This window comes from Pseudoalteromonas sp. MQS005, from assembly GCF_001661605.1.
Classification (GTDB): Bacteria; Pseudomonadota; Gammaproteobacteria; order Enterobacterales; family Alteromonadaceae; genus Pseudoalteromonas; species Pseudoalteromonas tetraodonis.
In genome coordinates, this window is sequence record NZ_LYRQ01000045.1 from 16870 (window position 1) to 37957 (window position 21088).

Sequence of the window (21088 nt, forward strand, 5' to 3'; positions counted from 1 at the left end):
AGTTTTTACGCATTAGCGTAAACTTCGCGCCCTATTGAAGAATATTTTAGTTGCGTCGATTTGAGGGCGCACAGACGGAGTTAATTATGTACGCGGTTTTCCAAAGTGGTGGTAAACAGCACCGTGTGACTGAAGGTCAAACAATTCGTCTTGAGAAATTAGACGTTGAAACTGGTGCAGCAGTTGAATTTGATTCAGTACTTTTAGTTGCTGATGGTGAGAAGATCGAGATTGGTGTACCGTTCGTAAACGGTGGTAAAGTAACAGCTGAGGTTGTTTCACACGGTCGCGGTGAGAAGATTAAGGTTGTTAAATTTAGACGCCGTAAGCATTCTCGTAAGCAAATGGGCCATCGTCAATGGTTCACAGAAGTTAAAATCACTGGCATTAGCGCTTAATTAGAGGTACTTAGAAATGGCACATAAAAAAGCAGCTGGTAGTACTCGTAACGGTCGCGATTCAGAAAGCAAACGCCTAGGTGTTAAGCGTTTTGGTGGCGAATCAGTTCTAGCGGGTAGCATCATTGTTCGTCAGCGTGGAACTCGTTTCCACCCAGGCGCAAACGTAGGTATCGGTAAAGACCACACTATCTTCGCAAAAGCAGATGGTAAAGTTCAGTTTGAACAAAAAGGTCCTTTAAACCGTAAATACGTAACTATCGTAGCTGAGTAATCAGTAAGGTAGTTAAAAAACCCCGCCTTTGCGGGGTTTTTTGTTTTAAGCATGTTTAAATATATACCCAAGTGTTTTTATGCTCAGTGTGCTCTATAGGCCACTTAGGTATATAATAGAGTTATTAACAAGCCAATCCCTAAAGTGAGTAATCATGAAGTTTGTAGATGAAGTAGAAATTCGCGCAGAAGCTGGTGACGGTGGCAGCGGCATCGTGTCTTTTCGTCGTGAGAAATATGTTCCAGATGGTGGACCTGATGGCGGTGACGGTGGAGACGGTGGTAGTGTTTATCTACAAGCTGATGAAAACTTAAATACCCTTATTGACTATCAATTTGAGCGTTTTCACAGAGCAGAACGCGGTACAAACGGTCAAAGCCGTAATTGTACGGGTAAGAAAGGTGAAGACCTGATCGTTAAAGTGCCTGTTGGTACACGTATTATTGATGTTGATACACAAGAATCATTAGGGGATTTAACCCAAGATGGTCAACGAATTGTGGTTGCAAAAGGCGGTTTCCATGGCTTGGGGAATGCGCGTTTTAAATCAAGTACTAATCGTGCTCCACGTCAAAAAACACTTGGCACACCGGGTGAAGTACGTAACCTTAAGTTAGAGCTAATGCTACTGGCTGATGTCGGCTTACTAGGCTTACCAAATGCAGGTAAATCAACCTTTATCCGCAGTGTGTCAGCTGCAAAACCTAAAGTAGCTGATTATCCATTTACTACGCTGATTCCTAACTTAGGGGTTGTTCGTCCTGAAGCAAACAAATCATTTGTCATCGCTGATATTCCAGGTTTGATTGAAGGCGCGTCAGAGGGTGCGGGATTAGGTATTCGCTTCTTAAAGCATTTAGAGCGTTGTCGTGTGCTTTTACATATTATAGATGTAATGCCAGTTGATGGCTCTAATCCTGTTGATAATGCATTTGCAATCATTAACGAGCTACACCAGTACAGCCCTAAGCTCGCTGAAAAGCCACGCTGGTTAGTATTTAATAAAATTGATTTATTGCCTGAAGATGAAGCCAAAGCCTTATGTGAGCAAATTGCAGAAGAGTTGGGTGAGTCTGAAAATATTTACAGTATTGCTGCAATTAATAAATTAAATACGCAGCCATTAATTCACGACATCATGACGCTACTTGATAACATGCCTAAAGAGAAGTTTGTAGAAGTGGCAGACGAAGAGGTTGAATTTAAATGGGATACCTACCATCAAAAAGCCACTAAAGGCGATGATGATGACTGGGATGATTGGGATGAAGATGATTACGACGTAGAAGTTGTCTACGAGCGTTAATAATTGTTTATATTTAAAAGGAGCTAACGCTCCTTTTTCTTTGATTAATAATAAAGTATTGGGTATTTAGTGTGATAATTTCAATGATTGCAGCAATGGCAAATAACCGTGTCATTGGCTTAGATAATAAAATGCCATGGCATTTACCTGGTGACCTTCAGCACTTTAAAAAAGTAACCTCTGGTAAACCCGTTATTATGGGGCGCAAAACATTTGAATCAATAGGCCGACCGTTACCTGGGCGACGTAATATTATTATTACTCGTAATAAAGACTATCACGCATCAGGAATTGAAACAGTAACCACACCAGAAGCTGCACTTGAGCTTGTTAATGATGTTGCAGAGGTGATGATAATTGGTGGCGGAAACATATACCAGCAGTTTTTAGCGCAGGCGCAGCGCTTGTATTTAACCTTTATAGACTTAGATGTTGAAGGGGATACACAATTTCCTGATTATAAAAGTGTTGCAAACTGGCAAATTGAAGATGAAATGTTGATGACGCCCGATGATAAAAATAAATATAGTTATAAGTTCGTAACTTTGAATAAAGTTTCTTAACATTATTGCGAAAATCTGAGCGTGTTGGTACAATATTAAACAGTCGAGTACGAAAAAAGTATTAATATAGGGTGTCCAATCAATGATTAAATTACCAAAGCTAGTTGTAATTGCTGCTATTGCAGCGGGTTCGTTCGCTTATACTGCGCCTGTAAGCGCTGATGATCAGTTAGCTGTTTCAGTCTGTGAATACATTGCCGCTGATGATAAAAATCGTCTGCGTAGCAAACTAAAAAGTTCACGTGTGAAAGTACGTAATATCTATGATGCAGTTTTCTGTAATGGTAACAACTTATTACGTCACGCTGTTGCAAGTAATGCGGTTGATACGGGTGAGTACATTGTTAAAAACTTATCAAAAAGCTCACTTGAAGATGGCGCAGATATCGCTTGGGCTGAGGCAAATCATGCTGGTTCAGCTTTAATCCCTATTATTAAAGACCGCGCAGGCCTTTAATTAAAAGCTTAATTTAAAAAAACCGCGTTTATACGCGGTTTTTTATTAGTTACCTAAAACATCCTTCCATTGAGTCTTTATCTATCTCTCAATACCTGACTATTACCCTAATTAAGTCTTTTACATAAAAATGTCATAAAAATTCAATACTCTGTATGAATGTCACTTTTGAGATATGTTTATGCGTGTATCATTTTTTACCCGTCTTTTAGCTATTTTATTAACGTTAGCCAGTGTGTTGCTCGCTGCTACCTTGTTATGGGCAAGTCATACATTACTAAAAATTCAACAACAAGATATTGCTTATAGCCAATTAAAAAATACCATAATGGTCGATCTTGCTGGCCTTTTAGAAGACTACTTGGCACGAGGCAATAGCCAATACCTGACGCAATCTTCAGCTTTAATTGAGCAACTTAAAGCGCAGCAGCTAACTGTACTTCCCTCTGAGTTAGAAGTGCGCCTTTCAACACAGCTATTTTCACTAAATAAAGACATTAACGGTAAATACAGAGAACTAGGAAAGCTCTCAGGTAACGAAACTGCGCTTTTAGACAATGCTCTGAGACAAATGGCAGGCTCAGCGTCATCGCTTATAAATTATGTACAAAAAGCATCAACTCAAAGTAGTCATGCTCTAAGCTACAATAAGTTGGCGAGTGATTATTATAGTGAAGTGGTTAATTTATCTTTATCGACCTATCAACTGCTAAATGATTACCAGCCTGAAATTGAAAAAAGCCTGCAACAAAGCGTAAAAAATTTAAACTTACTCGCTGCAAAAATTGCACAGTTGCCTAATTTAGGAGTGATGACTGAGGTTGATGAATTTGCTTTATTTGTAGATGAGGAGCCAGAGGATTTGGCTGCTGATATAAAAGCGGAGTTGGTTAGTTGGCCTAAGCGCTATTTACGTGATTTAAGCAGTACTTTATCGCAAGCAAAGCAGCGTAATTCTGGAACGAATGAGTTACGTGAACAAATTAGCGTGTTATCAAAAACAGTGATTGAGGCAGAGCAAACATTAAAAGCGCAGCAAGATACCGTTAAACAACAAGTATTTTGGGTGTTTGGAATTGCAATAGGTGGTTTAGTAATATTAGCTTTTGGTGTTTATTGGGTGCAACGTAAACAGGTTTTACAGCCTTTGCGGCAACTACGAGATGGGTTTGCATTTTTAATCGAAAGTAATGAGTTAAAAAATATTACAGTGAATAATCCTAAAACAGAGGTTGGTGAAATAGCGCAGTATTTTAACCTGTTAATTGAGCGCCAGCGTCTGGAGGCGCAAGAAAGAGCGAGTATGCTTGGTGTCGTTAGTGACTTCATGGAGCAAATGAGTGAGCATTTAGAAAAAATAGGGTCAAAAAGCGCGACTAGCTACGAACAAGTTGTTAAAAATGAAAGTTTACTAGTAAATATTCAACATATAGGTGAGCAGGTTAATCATATTAACGCTCAAGCTGCTGAAAATGCTCAAAGTACTTATGAGGCAATGCAGCAAAGTGTTGGTTTTGCTAAAAATATGCTTAATGCGAGTTCTGATACACAGCAACGTATTGAACAAGGTATGCACAGTGTGCAAGAGTTACTGAGCGGCGTACAAGGAGTGAGTAATATAATAACGGTTATTCGCACCATAGCTGAACAAACCAATTTATTAGCACTGAACGCTGCAATAGAATCAGCAAGGGCCGGTGAGCAAGGTCGAGGTTTTGCGGTGGTTGCTGATGAAGTAAGGCAATTAGCCATGCAAACCCAAGGTTCGTTAAAAGAGATTAACGATCAGCTCGCGTTATTAAGTGAGAACTCTCAAATGGTCTATTCACAAATTAATGCGTTAACTGAGGATGCCCAATTACAAACCGAAAATGCCCAAGAGCTTCAAGGAAACTCTGAAGGGGTCGCAAATAATGCTCAGCAGGCAAACACAGTTGCAGTTGAAGCAATGGAGCTTGCAAAACAGCAAAGCAATTTCCTTAGTGACTTTACTCAGTCAATGCATAATATGAAAAGCCAAGTAAATGAGTCGAGTGAGTTGGTGTCTGATATTCGCTCGCAGCTAGAGCTGCAAATGGCAACAATTAAAAAGGGATTGGGTTTAGACAGTGATGCAGTTTAATCTCGGTATAAACTCGAAACCGTAAATATTAACCTGTATGCTAAAAGTCTACGTAATTACCCAAAGGATTTAACATGATTGAACAAGGTCAAACAATACCCGCAGTTAGTCTATCTAAGCTAACCGATGACGGTATGCAAACACTGACAAGCAATGAATTATTTGCAGATAAAAAAGTCGTGTTATTTGCAGTGCCAGGCGCTTTTACACCAACGTGTTCGAATGCTCATTTACCTGGATATATTAGCTTGGCTGATAAAATTAAGGCCAAGGGAATTGACGCTATTTATTGTGTATCGGTAAACGATGCATTTGTTATGAAAGCGTGGGGTGAGTCACAAAATGCAGAGCATATAGACATGCTTGCAGACGGCGATGCTAGTTTTACCCGTGCTTTGGGGCTTGAAAAAGATACTGCAGGCTTTGGTGGAATACGCTCAAAACGATACGCGATGGTTGTTGATAATGGTGTTGTTACTGGTCTATTTGTAGAACAAGACAAAGAATTTGTAATAAGCAGTGCTGAAGCTGTTTTAGCAACGCTTTAACACTGACTAATTTAATCAGAGAATAAAAAGCCGATACAGTATATCGGCTTTTTTTATCTAAGGAGAGGATGTTTTACGGCTGGTATTGACCGCTTAGCGTTAAACCAGAAAATGTTTGATACGCATTAACACTTAAGTGCCATGTTCCCGCTTGAGGATTGCTAAAAGTACAGGTTTCGGCGTTCCCATTTTTATATGGACGACAATCATAGCTTGAGCTTGTTGGCTGGCTACCAAATTTTACAAATAAGTCTGCATCACCAGTGCCGCCAGACGTTGTAACAATAAAGTTTGCCATGCCCGCCGGTACATCTAGCGTATAATGTTTCCACTGACCTGCGTTTGCTGTGATATCAGACACTGTACCACCACCTGCTTGAGGTGTACCTGAACCACCACCTGTTGAACCACCCGTAATGTTACCGACTAAACTCACGCCACTGTAGGCTGAATAACCACGCAGCATCACATGGTAAGTACCGGCTGTTGGATTATCAATAGAACATTCTTCACTGTTTCCACCTTTATATGGACGACAATCATAAGTGGTTGAGGTTGGTTTACTGCCTGCACGTACATACAAGTCAGCATCCCCTGTGCCACCACTCATAGTGAAAGTAACATTGGTTGCACCACTTGGTACTGTCATAGTGTAAAAGTCTTGTGCACTTGCCGCACCGCTTAAACCGGTTTTGACTTCTCCATCAACAAGTTCGTTATCACCCGTTGTTGGTGGTGTACCACCAGATGCTGCAGCAACCGCAGCGGCCGCATCAACAATACCTGTACCACAGCTGGTACACGTGGCAGAGAATGGACGAGTGGTTGTTTTTAAAATACTTTCTATTTCATCAGGAGTCGCGTTTGGTTTTGCTTGTTTGATCAGTGCAGCAACCCCCGCAACATGAGGAGCCGCCATTGAGGTGCCTTGCGAAAAGCCATAACTGTCGCTTGATGGTGTTGTTGAACCTGAATTGTAAGTTGATAAAACACCTTCAGAATCATTGGCAAAGCTTTGCGCGCCACCCGGTGCTGCCACATCAATATTACTTCCGTAATTTGAGTAATAAGCGCGGCCACCATTACGGCCAACTGATGCAACATTAACAACACCATTACAGTTACCTGGGTTGTAGTTTGCAGAATTATCGTTATCGTTACCTGCAGCAATAACAACAACTGTGCCGTTGTTACGAGCGGTATTAATGGCATTTTGCGTGGTTGAACTACATGCACCCGCACCACCTAAACTCATGTTAATTACATCAGCAGGATTAGCATTTGCTGATGTACCCGATACATTACCACCTGAGGCCCAAATGATACCGTCAGCAATATCTGAGGTTAAACCGCCACATTTACCCAATACACGCACTGGTACTACTTTGGCGTCATAAGCAACACCAGCAACGCCTTCACCGTTATTCGTTACTGCAGCGACAGTGCCTGCAACGTGAGTACCATGCCAACTAGAGCCTTGTGCACCGTTATTACCACATTCACCAGCTGCAACCGCATCCCCTGGATCGCGAGCATCGTTGTCACGGCCATTGCCATCATTGGCGACTGATAGATTAGAGATCATATCGTAGCCTGGTAAAATATTAGCGTTTAAATCAGCGTGAGGGCGGTAGCCCGTATCAAGCACAGCGACAACCACACCACTGCCTGTTGCCGTATCCCAAGCTGTTGGTAAGTTAAGTCCACCGGCTTGCTCATAGTAATGCCATTGATCATCAAAACGCGGGTCATTAGGAGTTGCAAATGGTTTTAGCATTTGATCGACTTCAATATATTCAACATTACCCGAATTAACCATTTCTTGCATGAACTGCTGAGCTTCTTCGGCGTTGAGTTTTTTATCGGCACGCATTACGTGATGGTTATTGAGTGCCATTGCGCGGACATACTTGGCTTTAACTTTGCCTTTTTTTGAGGTGAAGTTTTTTACAAAGCTTTGCGCTTTTTTATTCATCATTGCTGGTGATACATCAGCGGTTGAGGTACTCATCATATCGTTGTTATTCTTATATTTAATGATGAATTGAGTCTCAAAACCACCTTGATTTTGTAACTTAGCTGAGGTTTCTGCCATTGAAGGTGCGATTGCTTGCGCTGGGTTTGCCATGCTTGAGCTGGCAGCAAAGAGTGTACTTATTGTTAGCGCAACAGCGCATTTTTTGAATGAATTATTAGAAGTCATAATTACCCTTAGTTTTATTATTATTTGTGAAAATCCACAAAGCGGGTACAAAGGTAAATTATCTGTTAACTATTTTGAAATATTAAATACGTATGTATCTATTTCATTTAGTTATAACCGCGTATTTAGTGCGCTTTCAGTTGTTTTGTATTTGTTTTATTGATATTAACGATCCTAATGTATTAGATTTTTTTGGTGTTTTTTATCATTAATTAACTTTTATTGATAAATTAAAAACAATACAAAAGGGGTGTTGACCTTTGCGGGTTAAAACAAGCCTTGTAGGCTAAGTAACAAATCGAGCAAAGCTACCGCGCCCTGTTTACGCTCAAGATAAACACGCTCTGGCTATCTGGTTATTATTGAAACTTTGTTATAATTCACAAAAGTTTTTAAGAGATAACTAAATGACTCACGTTGATGTGATAGTGATTGGTGCCGGAGCCGCTGGTTTAATGTGTGCTGCACAAGCAGGGTATCGCGGTCGAAGCGTCACAGTACTTGATATGGGTAAAAAGCCAGGACGTAAAATTTTAATTAGTGGCGGTGGGCGTTGTAATTTTACCAATGAAAATGCAAGCCCCAGCAACTATTTATGCGCTAACCCCCATTTTGTAAAATCGTGCTTAAGTCGTTATACGCAGCACGACTTTGTAGAGCTTGTAGACCGACATGGTTTGGCATATCACCATAAGACACTCGGGCAATTATTTTGTGACAATAGCGCACAAGACATTGTTGATATTTTACTAACCGAGTGTGAGTGGGCGGGCGTTACTATTAAACTGCGCAGCGAAGTGTTAAATGTCGCTAAAACAGCTACCGGCTATAGTGTGACCACTGAACAAGAAACACTTACTTGTGAGTCGCTTGTGGTTGCATCGGGTGGGTTAACCATGCCTAAACTGGGTGCTACGCCAATCGGCTATAAAATTGCAGAGCAATTTGGCTTAAAGATATTGCCGACTATGGCTGCTCTAGTTCCCTTTACCTTACATCAGCACGATAAAGACCGTTTTGAAGGGCTTTCGGGTATTAGTATTCCTTGTGAAGTTGCAAGCGAAGATGGCACCGTATTTAAAGAGAATATTTTATTTACTCATCGTGGGCTATCTGGGCCTGCTATATTGCAAATAAGCTCGTTTTGGCGAGCAGGTCAGGCGGTAACGATCAATTTACTGCCTGAACTAGATTTAAAGCAACAGCTAGCTGATTGGCGAGAAACACAAGCGCAAAAATCGTTGAAAAATAGCCTCGCGACTATCCTACCTAAACGCTTTGTAGAAATACTCCACGACAGTAACGCCATTCCCGATTGTAATATTAATCAACTAACGCATGGCCAAATAGACGCGCTTGCTGATTATATTCATGCGTGGCAAATTAAACCAAATGGTACCGAGGGTTACAGAACCGCAGAGGTTACTTTAGGCGGCGTAGATACCGACGAGTTGAGCTCAAAGACATTTGAGGCTAAAAAAGCCAAAGGCTTATACTTTATTGGCGAAGTAACCGATGTAACGGGTTGGCTAGGAGGCTATAATTTCCAATACGCGTGGAGCTGTGGATTTGCCGCCGGGCAGTACGCGTAGTCGTTTTTAATCAATTATAAAATTTCGCTGCAAACAGCGTATTAACACGCCACTTCATCTTTGAGGTGGCGTTTATTCCTACTCTGTTTATAACTTAAGTTTTTAACTCGTCTGGGTAAGTTTATACTGCTGCATTTTGCTATTTGGTTTTTCGGGAATAGTCATTTCTATAATTCCAGCCTCAATGGCTGGCTTTAAGTAACGCTCTCTAAAATGTTTACGGTCTTTTAATCCAAGTAAATTTTGTAGCTCTTGTCGGTTTAGTGGCTTTTCGCTTTGGATAAATATATTTATTAAAGCGATGACTTGGGGGGCTTGTAAGTCTAAATTTATAGTCTCTTTAACTTGAGGGGTTTGTTGGGGGTTTTTGGTTTTTGTTATTGATTTTAAATCACTTTCTAATGACTTTAGTGCCGCTAATAATGCTTCCAATATATACTCAATAAACACGGATGAGTCACCGGACTTGGTACTAAGATTAATGCTTTCAAAATAATGTCGGCGAGTTATCGCTATAACATTGTTAATATTTATTAGTGAAAATAGCGAATGCCACTGCGATAATTGCAGGGTTTGCCACGTACACGCTATTTCAGTATTACCCTGTGCAAAAGGTTGAATAAACTGTAATTCATAATGGCATACTGCACTACTGATTAAAGGATGTTGCGCGGTTGTTTTAAACCAAGCAAATAACTCCTCTACCATTTGTGGTACTCGCATTGCTTGTGGAGCCATTTGCAAACCACTTTTTAACGCTAAACTTTGCTGCCTATAACTGCCCGATTTTTCACTCAGATCTTTGATTAAGCTTCGATGCAAGGCTAATAAGCTATCTGGGGTTGATAGGTCAGATGATATTGATTGAATATCAAGGTTATTGATTTGCAGGGAGGCGGTTTTTTGTTGCTTATAGTGCTCAAGCATTGCTGGCGAATATAAGGCACTGATTTTACCTAAAACTTCACTAATATTTACCATACTGTGAGTCATGCTAGCTGAAATAGAGAAGGGGGGAGTGGCGTTGCTCATTTTGGTATAGGGGTTATTCAAATCAGGGGGTTAAGAATACGCGAACTGAGTTTAAAAGTCAGTTTTAATGGGTTTTTAGTCTGGTTTTTTGTGCTGTTATTGGTTCTTTATAATTAGTTTGGTGTGTGTCGATACATTAATTGGCTATCTTACTTAGTTATAAGAGGCTAGCTGAAGCGACTATCGTTAGTTTATTGTCGCTAAAATAAACTGAATTACGACCATTATTTTTAGCTTCGTATAGTGCGCTATCGGCACGTTCTAACACGCTAATAACTGAATCATCAGAACTGATGGTAGCTACCCCTATGCTTATGGTTAGCTGAATGTTGGCAACAGGGTGTGTCGAAATATAGTCTTTTAACGCGTTTGCTTGTGCTAATGCATTGGTCAGTGAGGTGTTTGGCAAAATAATAGTAAACTCTTCTCCCCCCCAACGCGCAATTAATGAATGATTGGGCATGCTACTTTTAATTAGTTTAGCAAACTCAGCTAACACTTTATCACCGACTAAATGACCATAGGCGTCGTTTATTTTCTTAAAGTGATCAATGTCACAAATGAATAAGCAGTTTGTGGTTTTTGTTTCTTTGCTGCTGGTAATGACTTGCGACAATGCATAGTCAAATTTTTGCCTATTATAAAGCCCTGTGAGTTTATCTGTTTCAGCGAGATGTTGAATCTCTATATTACGGGTTGTTAAATGCGCATATGCAGAAAAACGTGTTTTTTCATAAAATCTGAAAATTAAGATATGGGCAATGCTGACCTCAATGATATTAAATAAAGAGCCCAGCCCGATAGTGACGGTTAGCTGTTGTTGCTTATAAGTTAGGTAAGCACAAATACAAAAAGCAATGGCGCTAAAAATGCTTCCCCAATTTCTACCCACTAAAAAAAACGCAAAAGGGGGAATAAGTGTTGCCCAAAATAAAGAGTGAGCAAGGCCACCGACAGAGATAACAAATGTCATTATTAAACTAACAACCATAAATGTAACCGCCCATGCCGCAGCACTTACATTTGCAGTTTTACTAAACCAGCCATAAATAGCTAATGATATAACTAAGCCTAATGCATCAATGGCGGCAATATCGTAACTGTGAAAGTAGAACAGGTTGAGTAGGGTTAAAACTAAAAAGTAGCAGGTTGCCGTTAATAATGAATGAGCAATTAAGCGTGTGCGCCAAAAGTCTTTATGATCTTTTGGATACTGTGGTAGTCCTTTGTACCAAAAATCTAGCATGCTCTACTTCTCTTAGACTGTGTCTTTTTATTGACTGATTATTACTCATAACCCGCTCATATAAAAGTACCGAGTAAATAACTACAAAAAGAAAGGGTTATCTAGCTTGCGCTATTTTTGTATGCAAAATACAGTTCTGCATTGCAGTGATAGCGAGTAGATCTTCAGCTAGAGATATGGCGGGCACATTATTACTTTGGACACTCTCTTTAAAGTGGTGATAGTTACATAGTTAAAAACCCCGATATCACGCAGTGCTATCGGGGGTTTTTAACTTCTAGTGGTTACTCTTCGATAAACGCTTCACCTTCTTTCATCCACTTAGCGGCCGGTTTGCCTTTAAGATAATGATCAAAGTACTGCATCATACGCACTGAAAAATCGACCTGATTAGGAAACTTTTTCAAGTGGTGTGGTTCACCTTCGTATTGTAAAAAGGTTGCATCTTTACCTGCGCGGCGAAGCGCTAAGTAATATTGCACGCCTTCATGCCATGGCACCGCATCATCTTTGTCGCCAAACATAATCAAAATAGGCGTGTTTACTTTATCGGCAAAAAATACCGGTGAGTTTTCAATATAAAGCTCAGGTGCTTCAAATAAATTTTTACCAATACGGCTTTGCCCTGTTTCGTATTGAAATTGGCGTGCAAGTCCAGATTTTAAGCGAATGCCACTGTAAGCACTGGTCATGTTAGACACTGGCGCGCCCGATACCACTGCTTTAAACATATCAGTTTGGGTGATCATAAATGCACTTTGATAACCCGCCCAAGAGTGGCCTTGTAAACCTATTTTATCTGGGTCGGCAATGCCTAAATCAATCAGCTTTTGGGTGGCGTTGATCATGGTTTGAGTTGAGGATTTACCAGGGTGACCTATTTCAAAGCGAATGTCAGGTAAAAAAATGGCGTAGCCATTTGATGTAAACATCGGGAAATTAGGGCGATGATTTAATTCCATTTTTGGAAAGTCATACATGCGCTGGCTCATGTAGCGGTAAAAGTACACCACAACAGGCACTTTATCGCCTTTTTTGTAGCCGGCAGGCTTGATTAATACCCCTTTTAAATCTTCACCATCAAAGCCTTTATAGCTAATGAGTTCAGGTGCTTGTCCCCAAGCAAAGTTGCTTATCTGAGGGTTAAGGTTAGTTACGCGTTGTGGTTGTTTAAAGTTAGAGTCTGTTTGATAAATGTCTGGAAATTGCTGATAGGTTTGCTCAGTAAATAAGTATTTATCGGCATGTTTGGCCTTTTTAATTACATCAAAGCGCTTATTACCTGTAAGTAATTCAGTGACTTCAAGAGTTGCTAAATTAAGTTTTGCCACTTCACTTTGCTTGCTTTGTAAATTAATTGCAGAAAGCAGGAGCGTATCATTGTTGTTAAAGGCTACTTGGTTTTTATCAAGTTTGATCACTCTGTATTGCGTGTTACTTTTTTTACCATTAGTTAAGCGTTTAGCTTGCTTGGTATTGACGTTAAATGACCAAATATCGTATTTGCTGTAAACCAGTATTTCGCTGCTATCGTTAAGCCAGCCTGCAAAACCATAACCAGGCTGCTTGGATGGATAGTCGTGTTTGTCATCGGCAAACGTGGCGTTAATCGCCTTGCTGAGTACGCTCACTTTGTTATTACCTAAGTTTTTAAGCTGTACTTGGTTATTATCAAAGTAAGCAGCAAACTGCCCATTAGGCGCAAGGCTCGGCCTAAATGGATAGTCTTTAATGATAGGAGTTTGTTTACCCGTGTTTATATCAACAGCAAAGTAGTCAGCAAAAAAACCGCCGTACATTACTTTTTCAAGATGCGCTAAATTTGAGTAGCCTAACAATGAATTGGCACGCTCAGTATTAAGCGCCAGCTCAGGCATATTTGGGGTGCTTAACTGAACGACTTGCTGTGAGTTTACATGGTATACCGCAGTGTAATGACGATTTTTATTATTTTCATTCCATTGCTGTTCTTCGCGCGGTTTTATTTGTGCATCATTGTTGTGCCATACATTTAGCCCTTTATGGTCGCGAATTACCTCAAAGTCATACAGTGATGACTCATCTGTGTATTCTTTTTGTTTAACTTTTGCAGCGAGTTTTGGGCGGTTTTCAAAGTATAAACGTGTACCATCTTCGGCCCAAGTTAATGTCGCGGTTTTGCCCATTAACCATTCTGGGTTAGGTGATTGCACAGTGGTTAGCGTGTCGTTTTGCCACAGCGTTAATTCGTACTGACGACGACGCTTATCATCGTTTACATAGTTGCCTAAGGTAAACGCAACGGTTTTTTCGATTGGGTGCCACGCTATTTTGCTAGCAACCACACCAGGCTCATCAATTAATACGGTGCTGGTAAAATTATCGAGTGAAAATAAGGTAATTTGATTATTGCCGCCATCCACATAGCTTTGACTCACCAATAGCTGATCGCTGGTGGCACTAATGCCATAGGTAAAGGCACTTTCAAGAGTATGAGTGCGCTTATCACTTAAGTTGATGATAACCAGCGGATAGCTTTTATCTTTTTTGTCGGCAGTGATAGCGCTGTCGCTGTCGAGCTTTTTATCGTCTTCTTCAGCGTTTTCATTTTTGCGATAGGCCAGCCACTGGCCGTTATTAGCTAGCACGTAATCTTTTACATTATTAAAGCTTTGCTGCTCACCGGTTTGGGTGTTGACTAATACTAGATTGTTTTTTAGATCACTTTTTTTCTTAGTGGTTTCTTTTTCAAGTAGGGTAGGCACTTGAGTGAATGCAACCCAGTTCGCTATTTTGTTAATTGTAGGGCGAGTGCCTCGCTCTACTTCAGCAATAAGCTTGTTATTATTTAGCGAGTAGACTTGCCCTGTGGCATTACCGCGATAAGGGGTTGCACTTAAAGAGAGGATTTGACCATTTTCAGAGAGCTGTGTGCCTTTTGCAGATTTAAAATCAAATACATCTTTAAATTCTAGTGGCTTATTTGCTAAAGCACTGGCGCTCGTTAAGCTGGTAATAAGTGCACAGCCTATAAGAGTGAGTTGTGTTTTCATTATAGATTCTCGTTTTTTAACATTATTTTATTGTAACGAGTTTTAATAACAATTCGAGTAGATACGATAAGTGGTAGCAGGGCAGAGATGAGAGGTTAAAAATAAAAGGTAAAAGGTAAAAGGTAAAAGGTAAAAGGTAAAAGGTAAAAGGTAAAAGGTAAAACTTTCGGGCTACGGGATGCGAGGTGCTAAGTATCCGTAAAAAGTTAGGGAAGCGGAAGTTTAATTGTGGTTTTCAATTTTTTTACTTTCAGCTCTGTGTTCAAATTTATTTTTAAGTCTAATTTATAAAAAGAACACAGAGTTTATGTGGAATAGATTATAAGAAATGGCTAAATAGTTTAATTTAATAACCTTGCTAGCAAAATTAACTAAAACCTTATAACCAAATTTTTTGTAATTCTGGCCATTGTTTTTCAAATTGCTCGCTAGGTCGTGCACTAAAATTACTGCGCACAAATTGGTTCATTTTACCCTCAACGTAGGCAAGCAAAAAGTTAGCTAGCGTCAGTTCATCACTTTGAAAGTTTTTACCTTCACGTAATTTACGCTCTCTAAGAATCTGTTTGAATTGGGTTTCTAGCTTTTCAAACAAGCCTTGTACACGCTCACGAAGTCGCTCTTGTTCACCCTGTAGAGCATCGCCTGTTAATATACGGGTTATGCCTGGGTTTTTTTCAGCAAACGTTAGCAGCAGTAATAGGGTGTTGTATACACGCGCTTTGCTTTCTTTCTCGTTATCTAAAATAAGATTAATACGTGATAGCAGCGTGTCTTCAATAAATTCAATTAACCCTTCAAACATGCGCGCTTTACTAGGAAAGTGGCGGTAAAGAGCGGCTTCAGATACGCCAACTTCTGCGGCAAGTTTGGCTGTTGTAATACGCTGGCCTGGGCTGGTTTCTAACATTTGTGCGAGTGCTTGCAGTATTTGCTCTTTGCGATTACTTTTTTTTGTCGCAGGCATGAACATTCCTTTTTAATAGTTATTTTTTTCAACATAAATGTGCGATAACACAGCTTTGTGCCAAGTGTTACAGCGCGCAATACTCAATGGGGTGTTTTTGCACGTATTACGGCGATACATTAGTAATGCGCAAGCGTTAAGCTATTTTAGCGCAGTAAAATTACACTAAAAGGTCACAAGGCGTCATCATGTTAATGTTTTATTCAGTTTGTTTCCAGCCTTTTTATAATCGTTTGGCGAGCTGCTCGATCACTTTAACCGCTATTTCTATTTTACTGGTTTCAGGTAAATCGAGTTGTTCATTTTGCCAGTAAAGAGTGAGTGCGTTACGCTCTGAATTGAAGCCCAAGTCACTTTGCGATACATCGTTGGCACAAATCATATCGAGGTTTTTATTGGTTAGTTTCCCCTTTGCGTAATTAGCAACGTTCTGCGTTTCTGCGGCGAAGCCGACGGTGTAAGGGCGATTTTGTGTGAGGTTTGCAACCGCGGCGATTACATCTGGGTTTTTAACTAAGCTAAGAGTGAGTTCATCGCCTTGTTTTTTCATTTTTTGCGTGGCGATACTTGCTGCACGATAATCGGCCACTGCAGCGCACCCAATAAAGGCATCTGAGTGAGGCGCATATTTGAGTGACTCATGCAGTAACTGTTCAGCACTTTCTATATTAATTAAATTAACGCCTTGCGGTGCTGAAATAGTTACCGGGCCTGAAATTAAGTTTACGTGTGCGCCAAATGATAACGCAGCTTGCGCCAGTGCATAGCCCATTTTTCCAGAGCTGTGGTTTGATATAAAACGAACAGGATCGAGAGGTTCACGAGTTGGACCTGCAGTAATTGTAATTGTTTTACCTGCTAAGAGTTGTGGTTGCGCAGGTTCAGTGCATAAACTCACTAATTCATGCGGTTCAAGCATTCGCCCAGCACCGACATCACCACAAGCTTGCTCACCCTTACCTGGTCCCCAAACAGCAACGCCACGTGCTTTTAACGTGGCTAAATTAGTTTGCGTTGCAAGGTGAGCATACATTTGCTGATTCATAGCTGGTGCGATGGCAACTTTTGCGGGGGTCGCCAGTAATAAAGTCGTGAGCAAGTCGTCAGCAATCCCTGCGGCCATTTTCGCAATAATATTGCTGGTGGCAGGGGCAACTAAAATTAAATCAGCCCATTTTGCAAATTCAATGTGCCCCATAGCGGCTTCGGCTGAAGGGTCTAGTAATGAGTCAGACACCATTTCACCACTCACAGCTTGCATGGTTAGCGGGGTGATAAAATGTTTTGCTGATTCGGTCATTACTACTTTAACGTCACAACCATGGTCTTTTAAGCGTCTTACGAGTTCAGCACATTTATACGCTGCAATTCCACCGCTAATACCCAGCACTATTTTTTTATTTGTTAAATTAATCATGGTTGTTCATCAATTTTATAAAATATGGTGGCTAAAATAACAAATCTTGAGCGTGACAGCTAAGATAAAATGCGTTTTATCGCGCTAATTTTTGATTTTGCATTACAGTTATACAGTACAGTAATCTTTCAAGGATGAATCATGCAATTAACGTCACTGCCTAATTCGCTCCGCCCGCGAGAAAAACTGCTAGAAAAGGGCGCAAAGGCACTCTCTGATGCTGAACTATTAGCTATATTTTTGCGCACGGGCTTACCCGGCATGAATGCCATAGAGTTGGCGCAGCATCTGATCAACGAAAATAAAACTCTGCATAATTTGTTTAATGCCAGTATGGATGAATTTTGTGCGCAAAAAGGCTTGGGAATGGCTAAATATGTTCAGCTACAAGCAGTACTTGAGCTAAGCCAGCGTTACATGCAAGAGGGCTTTGTGCGCGACGCCGTTTTTAACTCTCCACAAGCCGTTTATGACTATTTAACGCTGCAAATGCGTGGATTGCAGCAAGAGGTATTTATGGTGTTGTATCTTGATAGTCAAAATCGTTTATTAAAAGATGAAATATTATTTTACGGCACAATTAATGCGGCCAGTGTATATCCGCGTGAAGTGGTAAAGGCGGCACTGAAAAATAATGCGGCGGCGGTTATTTTTTCACATAATCACCCCAGTGGTATTGCAGAACCGAGTCAGGCCGATAAGCTCATTACCAATAAGTTGTGCCAAGCACTGCAATTAGTCGACATAAATGTGTTGGATCATATTATTATTGGTGGTGAAAGCAGTGTTTCGTTTGCCGAACGGGGACTGATTTGAGTTTATCGCTTCAGATATGTGCTAAAAATGAGCGGTTTAGTGCGTTTTGGCAAATTAGTTTAATTTAAATGCAGTTTTTACTTTCCCTAAGGGCATTCGATCTTTATAATTAGCCGCTATCAAATTTACACATGAGCTGGTTGGATAAGATCAGTATTTGATCTTTGCCTGTAAAAGCTGTATAAAGAGCGCCCTTCGATTTATCTCTAGGGCACAAATACATGGCCTTAGGGAAAATTAAGCTCGAGCGAAGTTATTGGAGATATATAGACATGTCTAAAGTATGTCAAGTTACAGGTAAGCGTCCAGCGGTTGGTAACCACCGTTCACACGCGAGAAACGCGACTAAACGTCGTTTCCTACCTAACCTACAAACACACCGTTTTTGGGTTGAAAGTGAAAAACGTTTTGTAACATTACGCACTACTACTAAAGGTATGCGTATTATCGATAAAAAAGGCATTGACACGGTTCTTACTGAAATCCGTGCTCGTGGCGAAAAAGTTTAAGGAACTGAATTATGCGCGATAAGATCCGTTTAGTTTCAACTGCTGGTACTGGTTTTTTCTACACTACCGACAAGAACAAGCGTAACATGCCTGAAAAAATGGAAATCAAAAAATTCGATCCTAAGGCTCGTAAACATGTGATTTTCAAAGAAGCTAAAATCAAGTAATTTAGTTTTCTTTCAGAAATGTAAAAACCCAGCTTATGCTGGGTTTTTTGTTTTTAAAATCTGCTCTATCATCCACCGAAACCATATCACCGTAATGATACCCATTGAATTAAATCGCTAATTGGCTTTTGTTAAGCACGAATTATTCCGTAGATAATGGCATCAGTTGTTTATAACTAAAAAACATAAAGAGTATGAGCATTAAATAATTTTACGAGCTAAGTCGTTTGGTGTTGTGGATTTAGAGTGCGGTTATGAGCTGTTTAAGTATGCCTGAAGAGGAAGAAGGAGGCTTTACGCTGACTTAGGTATGAGCTGTAAGTAGCTCTAAGGCTACTTACAGCGCGATATTTATACTTTAAAGTTCTCTACTGATATTCTTAGTTCTTCGGCTAATTTAGCCACTTCTGAACTTGAAATATTCGTTTGTACAGCGCCTTCTGCTGTTTGCTCGGCAATAGCAACAATAGACTCTAAGCGCTCACTGATCTCTTGTGATACTTGTTGTTGCTCTTGTGCTGCTGTTGATATCTCTTCACTGACATTATGGGCTTGTGATACTGCAAGAGTAATTGAATCCAGTGCACTGTTGGCTAAGTCACTTTGCTCAACACACGAAACCGCGCGTTCTTTACCTTTTTCCATAGCTTTAACCGCTTCTTCAGCGCCCGACTGTAGTGACTCAATCATAGATTGAATTTCTTGGGTCGACTCTTGTGTTTTACTTGCAAGTGACCTTACTTCATCAGCTACCACAGCAAAGCCTCTGCCGTACTCTCCGGCACGAGCGGCTTCAATCGCTGCATTAAGTGCGAGTAAGTTAGTTTGCTCGGCAATACCGCGAATAACATCTAAAATACTACCAATTGATGCGCTATCTTTGTGTAGTTTATTGATAACACTTGATGCTTCGTCTACCTCGTAGGCGAGTTGCTCAATGGTTGCTTTATTTTGATTTGAAATACCTTTAACGCGCTCCGCTTCTTTATCGGCATTTTTAATTTCGCTCAGTGCTTGTTGCGCACTATTACTCACTGTTTGTGATGTGCTGCTCATTTCAGTGGTTGCGGTTGCTGCTTGCTCTACTTGCGCTTGCTGATTACTGATTGCTTTGCTTGATTCACCGGTAATTGTTGAGGTTTGCTCAGAAGCGGCTGCAAGTTGTGTTGAACGTGAAATAATACCGGTGATTAAGCTACGTAAACTATCGATTAAGGTATTACAACTTTTCGATAATTCACCAAATTCATCTTTTGCGCTGTCATCTAACCGTTGAGTCATATCACCACTGGCAACAATATCTAGAATACGATTTACTTCCGCTAATGGCTTAGTAATACGGTTAACCGTAATGATGGCTACAAGCACAGCGATAATAGTCGCAATGATCATACCTATCCATGTCCATAAATTAGCTGAGTTTACGTCACTACGTACGCCTTCTTGTAATGTAAATGCAACGCCACTGGCTTGTAATACTAATTCGTCAATTTGGCTGAGCGCTGTTTTAGTCGCTTTTTCAGACTCTGCTAATTCACGCTCGGTTGTGCTTATTGCGTCAATAAGGCGTTTTTTATTCGCTGAAAGGCTATCGTTACCTAAAATATTGCTCTCTAGGGTATCTACATAACCCTTTAAGTCATTAAACAAGCTGCTGTGACTTTGCTCTATCGCCGGCTTTATTAATGAAACGGTACGAACGACTTCTTCAAAGTAATACACTTGCTCGTTTTTGATAATATCGAGCGTGTTAAGCGTTTTTACGGTTAGCATGTCGGTGCTGCTGGTAACCACGGACATAAAGTTATTTTCTAGATTATTAGCTGCTTGATAAGCGCGTGGATGATTATCCTCTAAACCATCAATATCAATAATATCAAGTACCATAGAGTTAGCATCTTCTGCCGCGAGCTCAACGGTTTCTAGTTGCGCTTTGAGCTTTTTGTTAAGCACTAGCTGGGTGTTTTTATCTTTAAGCAGGCTGTTTATGATATTTGAAAAGCTCTGGTAGGTTTTTTCAACTTCAAGGCTGCTTTTGTTTAACTGTGGATCGTCTTTAACAACTTGTTGTAGTTCGCGGTGCAATTTATTAAATATTTGTTTTTGCTCTTCTATTTGCGCTTTTAACGTGGCGAGTTCTTGAGCCGATGTTATATGGAAACTAGCTTGAGCGGCTTTACTCATCAAAATAAATTCAGCTTGTAACTGAGCGCTCTTGTTTAATGCAGGAAGCGATAGCTGATTAACTTTTTGAGTTGAACGATCTATATTTGCTATTTTTATTAAAGAGTTACCGCCAATAATTAAAAGTAATAAAGTGATAAATATAAAACCACCCCAAATACGTTGACTCACTGTTAGATTCATATGGTTTTCCATTCAAAAATACGTCTATTAAAACTTATCGGCGCTTTCAACAATAAGTTAAGTAATTAAAAA

Annotated in this window: 18 protein-coding genes; 11 read left to right on the top strand and 7 right to left on the bottom strand. The window is 40.2% G+C overall.

The genetic code is table 11. The features are described 5' to 3' along the window. The first annotated feature begins 86 nt into the window (after positions 1–86). The 7 genes from rplU to A9479_RS14705 all read left to right on the top strand — a co-directional run bounded on the left by rplU (position 87) and on the right by A9479_RS14705 (position 5668). The gene (gene rplU, locus A9479_RS14675) at positions 87–398 is read left to right on the top strand and encodes a 50S ribosomal protein L21 (protein WP_004587921.1); all 312 of its coding nucleotides are present in this window, start codon (positions 87–89) and stop codon (positions 396–398) included. Positions 399–414: 16 nt separating this feature from the next. Next, complete coding sequence (gene rpmA / locus A9479_RS14680; RefSeq protein WP_008114963.1) at positions 415–672, top strand: 50S ribosomal protein L27; 258 nt, start codon at positions 415–417, stop codon at positions 670–672. 154 nt (positions 673–826) lie between these two features. Then, positions 827–1978, top strand: coding sequence for an Obg family GTPase CgtA (gene cgtA / locus A9479_RS14685; protein WP_013465920.1), 1152 nt, complete (start codon positions 827–829; stop codon positions 1976–1978). A 71-nt stretch (positions 1979–2049) separates the two neighbouring features. After that, the gene (folA, locus tag A9479_RS14690) at positions 2050–2541 is read left to right on the top strand and encodes a type 3 dihydrofolate reductase (protein WP_024601745.1); all 492 of its coding nucleotides are present in this window, start codon (positions 2050–2052) and stop codon (positions 2539–2541) included. 82 nt (positions 2542–2623) lie between these two features. Further along, positions 2624–2998 (top strand): DUF3718 domain-containing protein, encoded by a 375-nt coding sequence (locus A9479_RS14695; protein ID WP_013465918.1) that lies wholly within the window; start codon positions 2624–2626, stop codon positions 2996–2998. A gap of 181 nt (positions 2999–3179) precedes the next feature. Next, positions 3180–5120, top strand: coding sequence for a methyl-accepting chemotaxis protein (locus A9479_RS14700; RefSeq protein WP_064663828.1), 1941 nt, complete (start codon positions 3180–3182; stop codon positions 5118–5120). Positions 5121–5194: 74 nt separating this feature from the next. Then, positions 5195–5668 (top strand): peroxiredoxin, encoded by a 474-nt coding sequence (locus tag A9479_RS14705; RefSeq protein ID WP_036956677.1) that lies wholly within the window; start codon positions 5195–5197, stop codon positions 5666–5668. Positions 5669–5741: 73 nt separating this feature from the next. Here the strand turns inward: A9479_RS14705 and A9479_RS14710 are convergent, their stop codons facing one another. Further along, positions 5742–7871, bottom strand: a complete 2130-nt coding sequence (locus A9479_RS14710; protein WP_064663829.1) for a S8 family peptidase — start codon at positions 7869–7871, stop codon at positions 5742–5744. Positions 7872–8278: 407 nt separating this feature from the next. Here A9479_RS14710 and A9479_RS14720 point away from each other — a divergent pair, with 407 nt between their 5' ends. Next, a complete protein-coding gene (locus A9479_RS14720) occupies positions 8279–9463 on the top strand; it encodes an NAD(P)/FAD-dependent oxidoreductase (RefSeq protein WP_028835618.1) in 1185 nt (394 codons plus the stop codon). A gap of 102 nt (positions 9464–9565) precedes the next feature. On the opposite strand, the gene A9479_RS14725 is transcribed toward A9479_RS14720, so the two are convergent. From A9479_RS14725 to coaBC, 5 genes are all read right to left on the bottom strand, one after another. Next, positions 9566–10444 carry a Fic family protein gene (locus A9479_RS14725; RefSeq protein WP_231893579.1) on the bottom strand — a complete coding sequence of 293 codons (879 nt, stop codon included), beginning with the start codon at positions 10442–10444 and terminating at the stop codon, positions 9566–9568. A gap of 208 nt (positions 10445–10652) precedes the next feature. After that, entirely contained in the window at positions 10653–11741 is a 1089-nt protein-coding gene (locus A9479_RS14730) for a GGDEF domain-containing protein (protein ID WP_024601749.1), read from the bottom strand. A gap of 284 nt (positions 11742–12025) precedes the next feature. Next, positions 12026–14773 (bottom strand): prolyl oligopeptidase family serine peptidase, encoded by a 2748-nt coding sequence (locus A9479_RS14735; RefSeq protein ID WP_064663831.1) that lies wholly within the window; start codon positions 14771–14773, stop codon positions 12026–12028. Between the two features lie 379 nt (positions 14774–15152). Then, entirely contained in the window at positions 15153–15740 is a 588-nt protein-coding gene (gene slmA, locus A9479_RS14740) for a nucleoid occlusion factor SlmA (protein ID WP_008113236.1), read from the bottom strand. A 223-nt stretch (positions 15741–15963) separates the two neighbouring features. Beyond that, positions 15964–17157 carry a bifunctional phosphopantothenoylcysteine decarboxylase/phosphopantothenate--cysteine ligase CoaBC gene (coaBC, locus tag A9479_RS14745; protein WP_064663832.1) on the bottom strand — a complete coding sequence of 398 codons (1194 nt, stop codon included), beginning with the start codon at positions 17155–17157 and terminating at the stop codon, positions 15964–15966. A 141-nt stretch (positions 17158–17298) separates the two neighbouring features. Between coaBC and radC the strand changes: the two genes are divergently transcribed. The 3 genes from radC (at position 17299) to rpmG (ending at position 18649) form a co-directional block, all read left to right on the top strand. After that, positions 17299–17973 carry a DNA repair protein RadC gene (gene radC, locus A9479_RS14750; RefSeq protein WP_013465906.1) on the top strand — a complete coding sequence of 225 codons (675 nt, stop codon included), beginning with the start codon at positions 17299–17301 and terminating at the stop codon, positions 17971–17973. Positions 17974–18245: 272 nt separating this feature from the next. Beyond that, the gene (rpmB, locus tag A9479_RS14755) at positions 18246–18482 is read left to right on the top strand and encodes a 50S ribosomal protein L28 (RefSeq protein WP_008464111.1); all 237 of its coding nucleotides are present in this window, start codon (positions 18246–18248) and stop codon (positions 18480–18482) included. Positions 18483–18493: 11 nt separating this feature from the next. Then, complete coding sequence (gene rpmG / locus A9479_RS14760) at positions 18494–18649, top strand: 50S ribosomal protein L33 (protein ID WP_004587947.1); 156 nt, start codon at positions 18494–18496, stop codon at positions 18647–18649. A gap of 351 nt (positions 18650–19000) precedes the next feature. Here the strand turns inward: rpmG and A9479_RS14765 are convergent, their stop codons facing one another. After that, entirely contained in the window at positions 19001–21016 is a 2016-nt protein-coding gene (locus A9479_RS14765; protein WP_013465904.1) for a methyl-accepting chemotaxis protein, read from the bottom strand. Positions 21017–21088 lie beyond the last annotated feature (72 nt).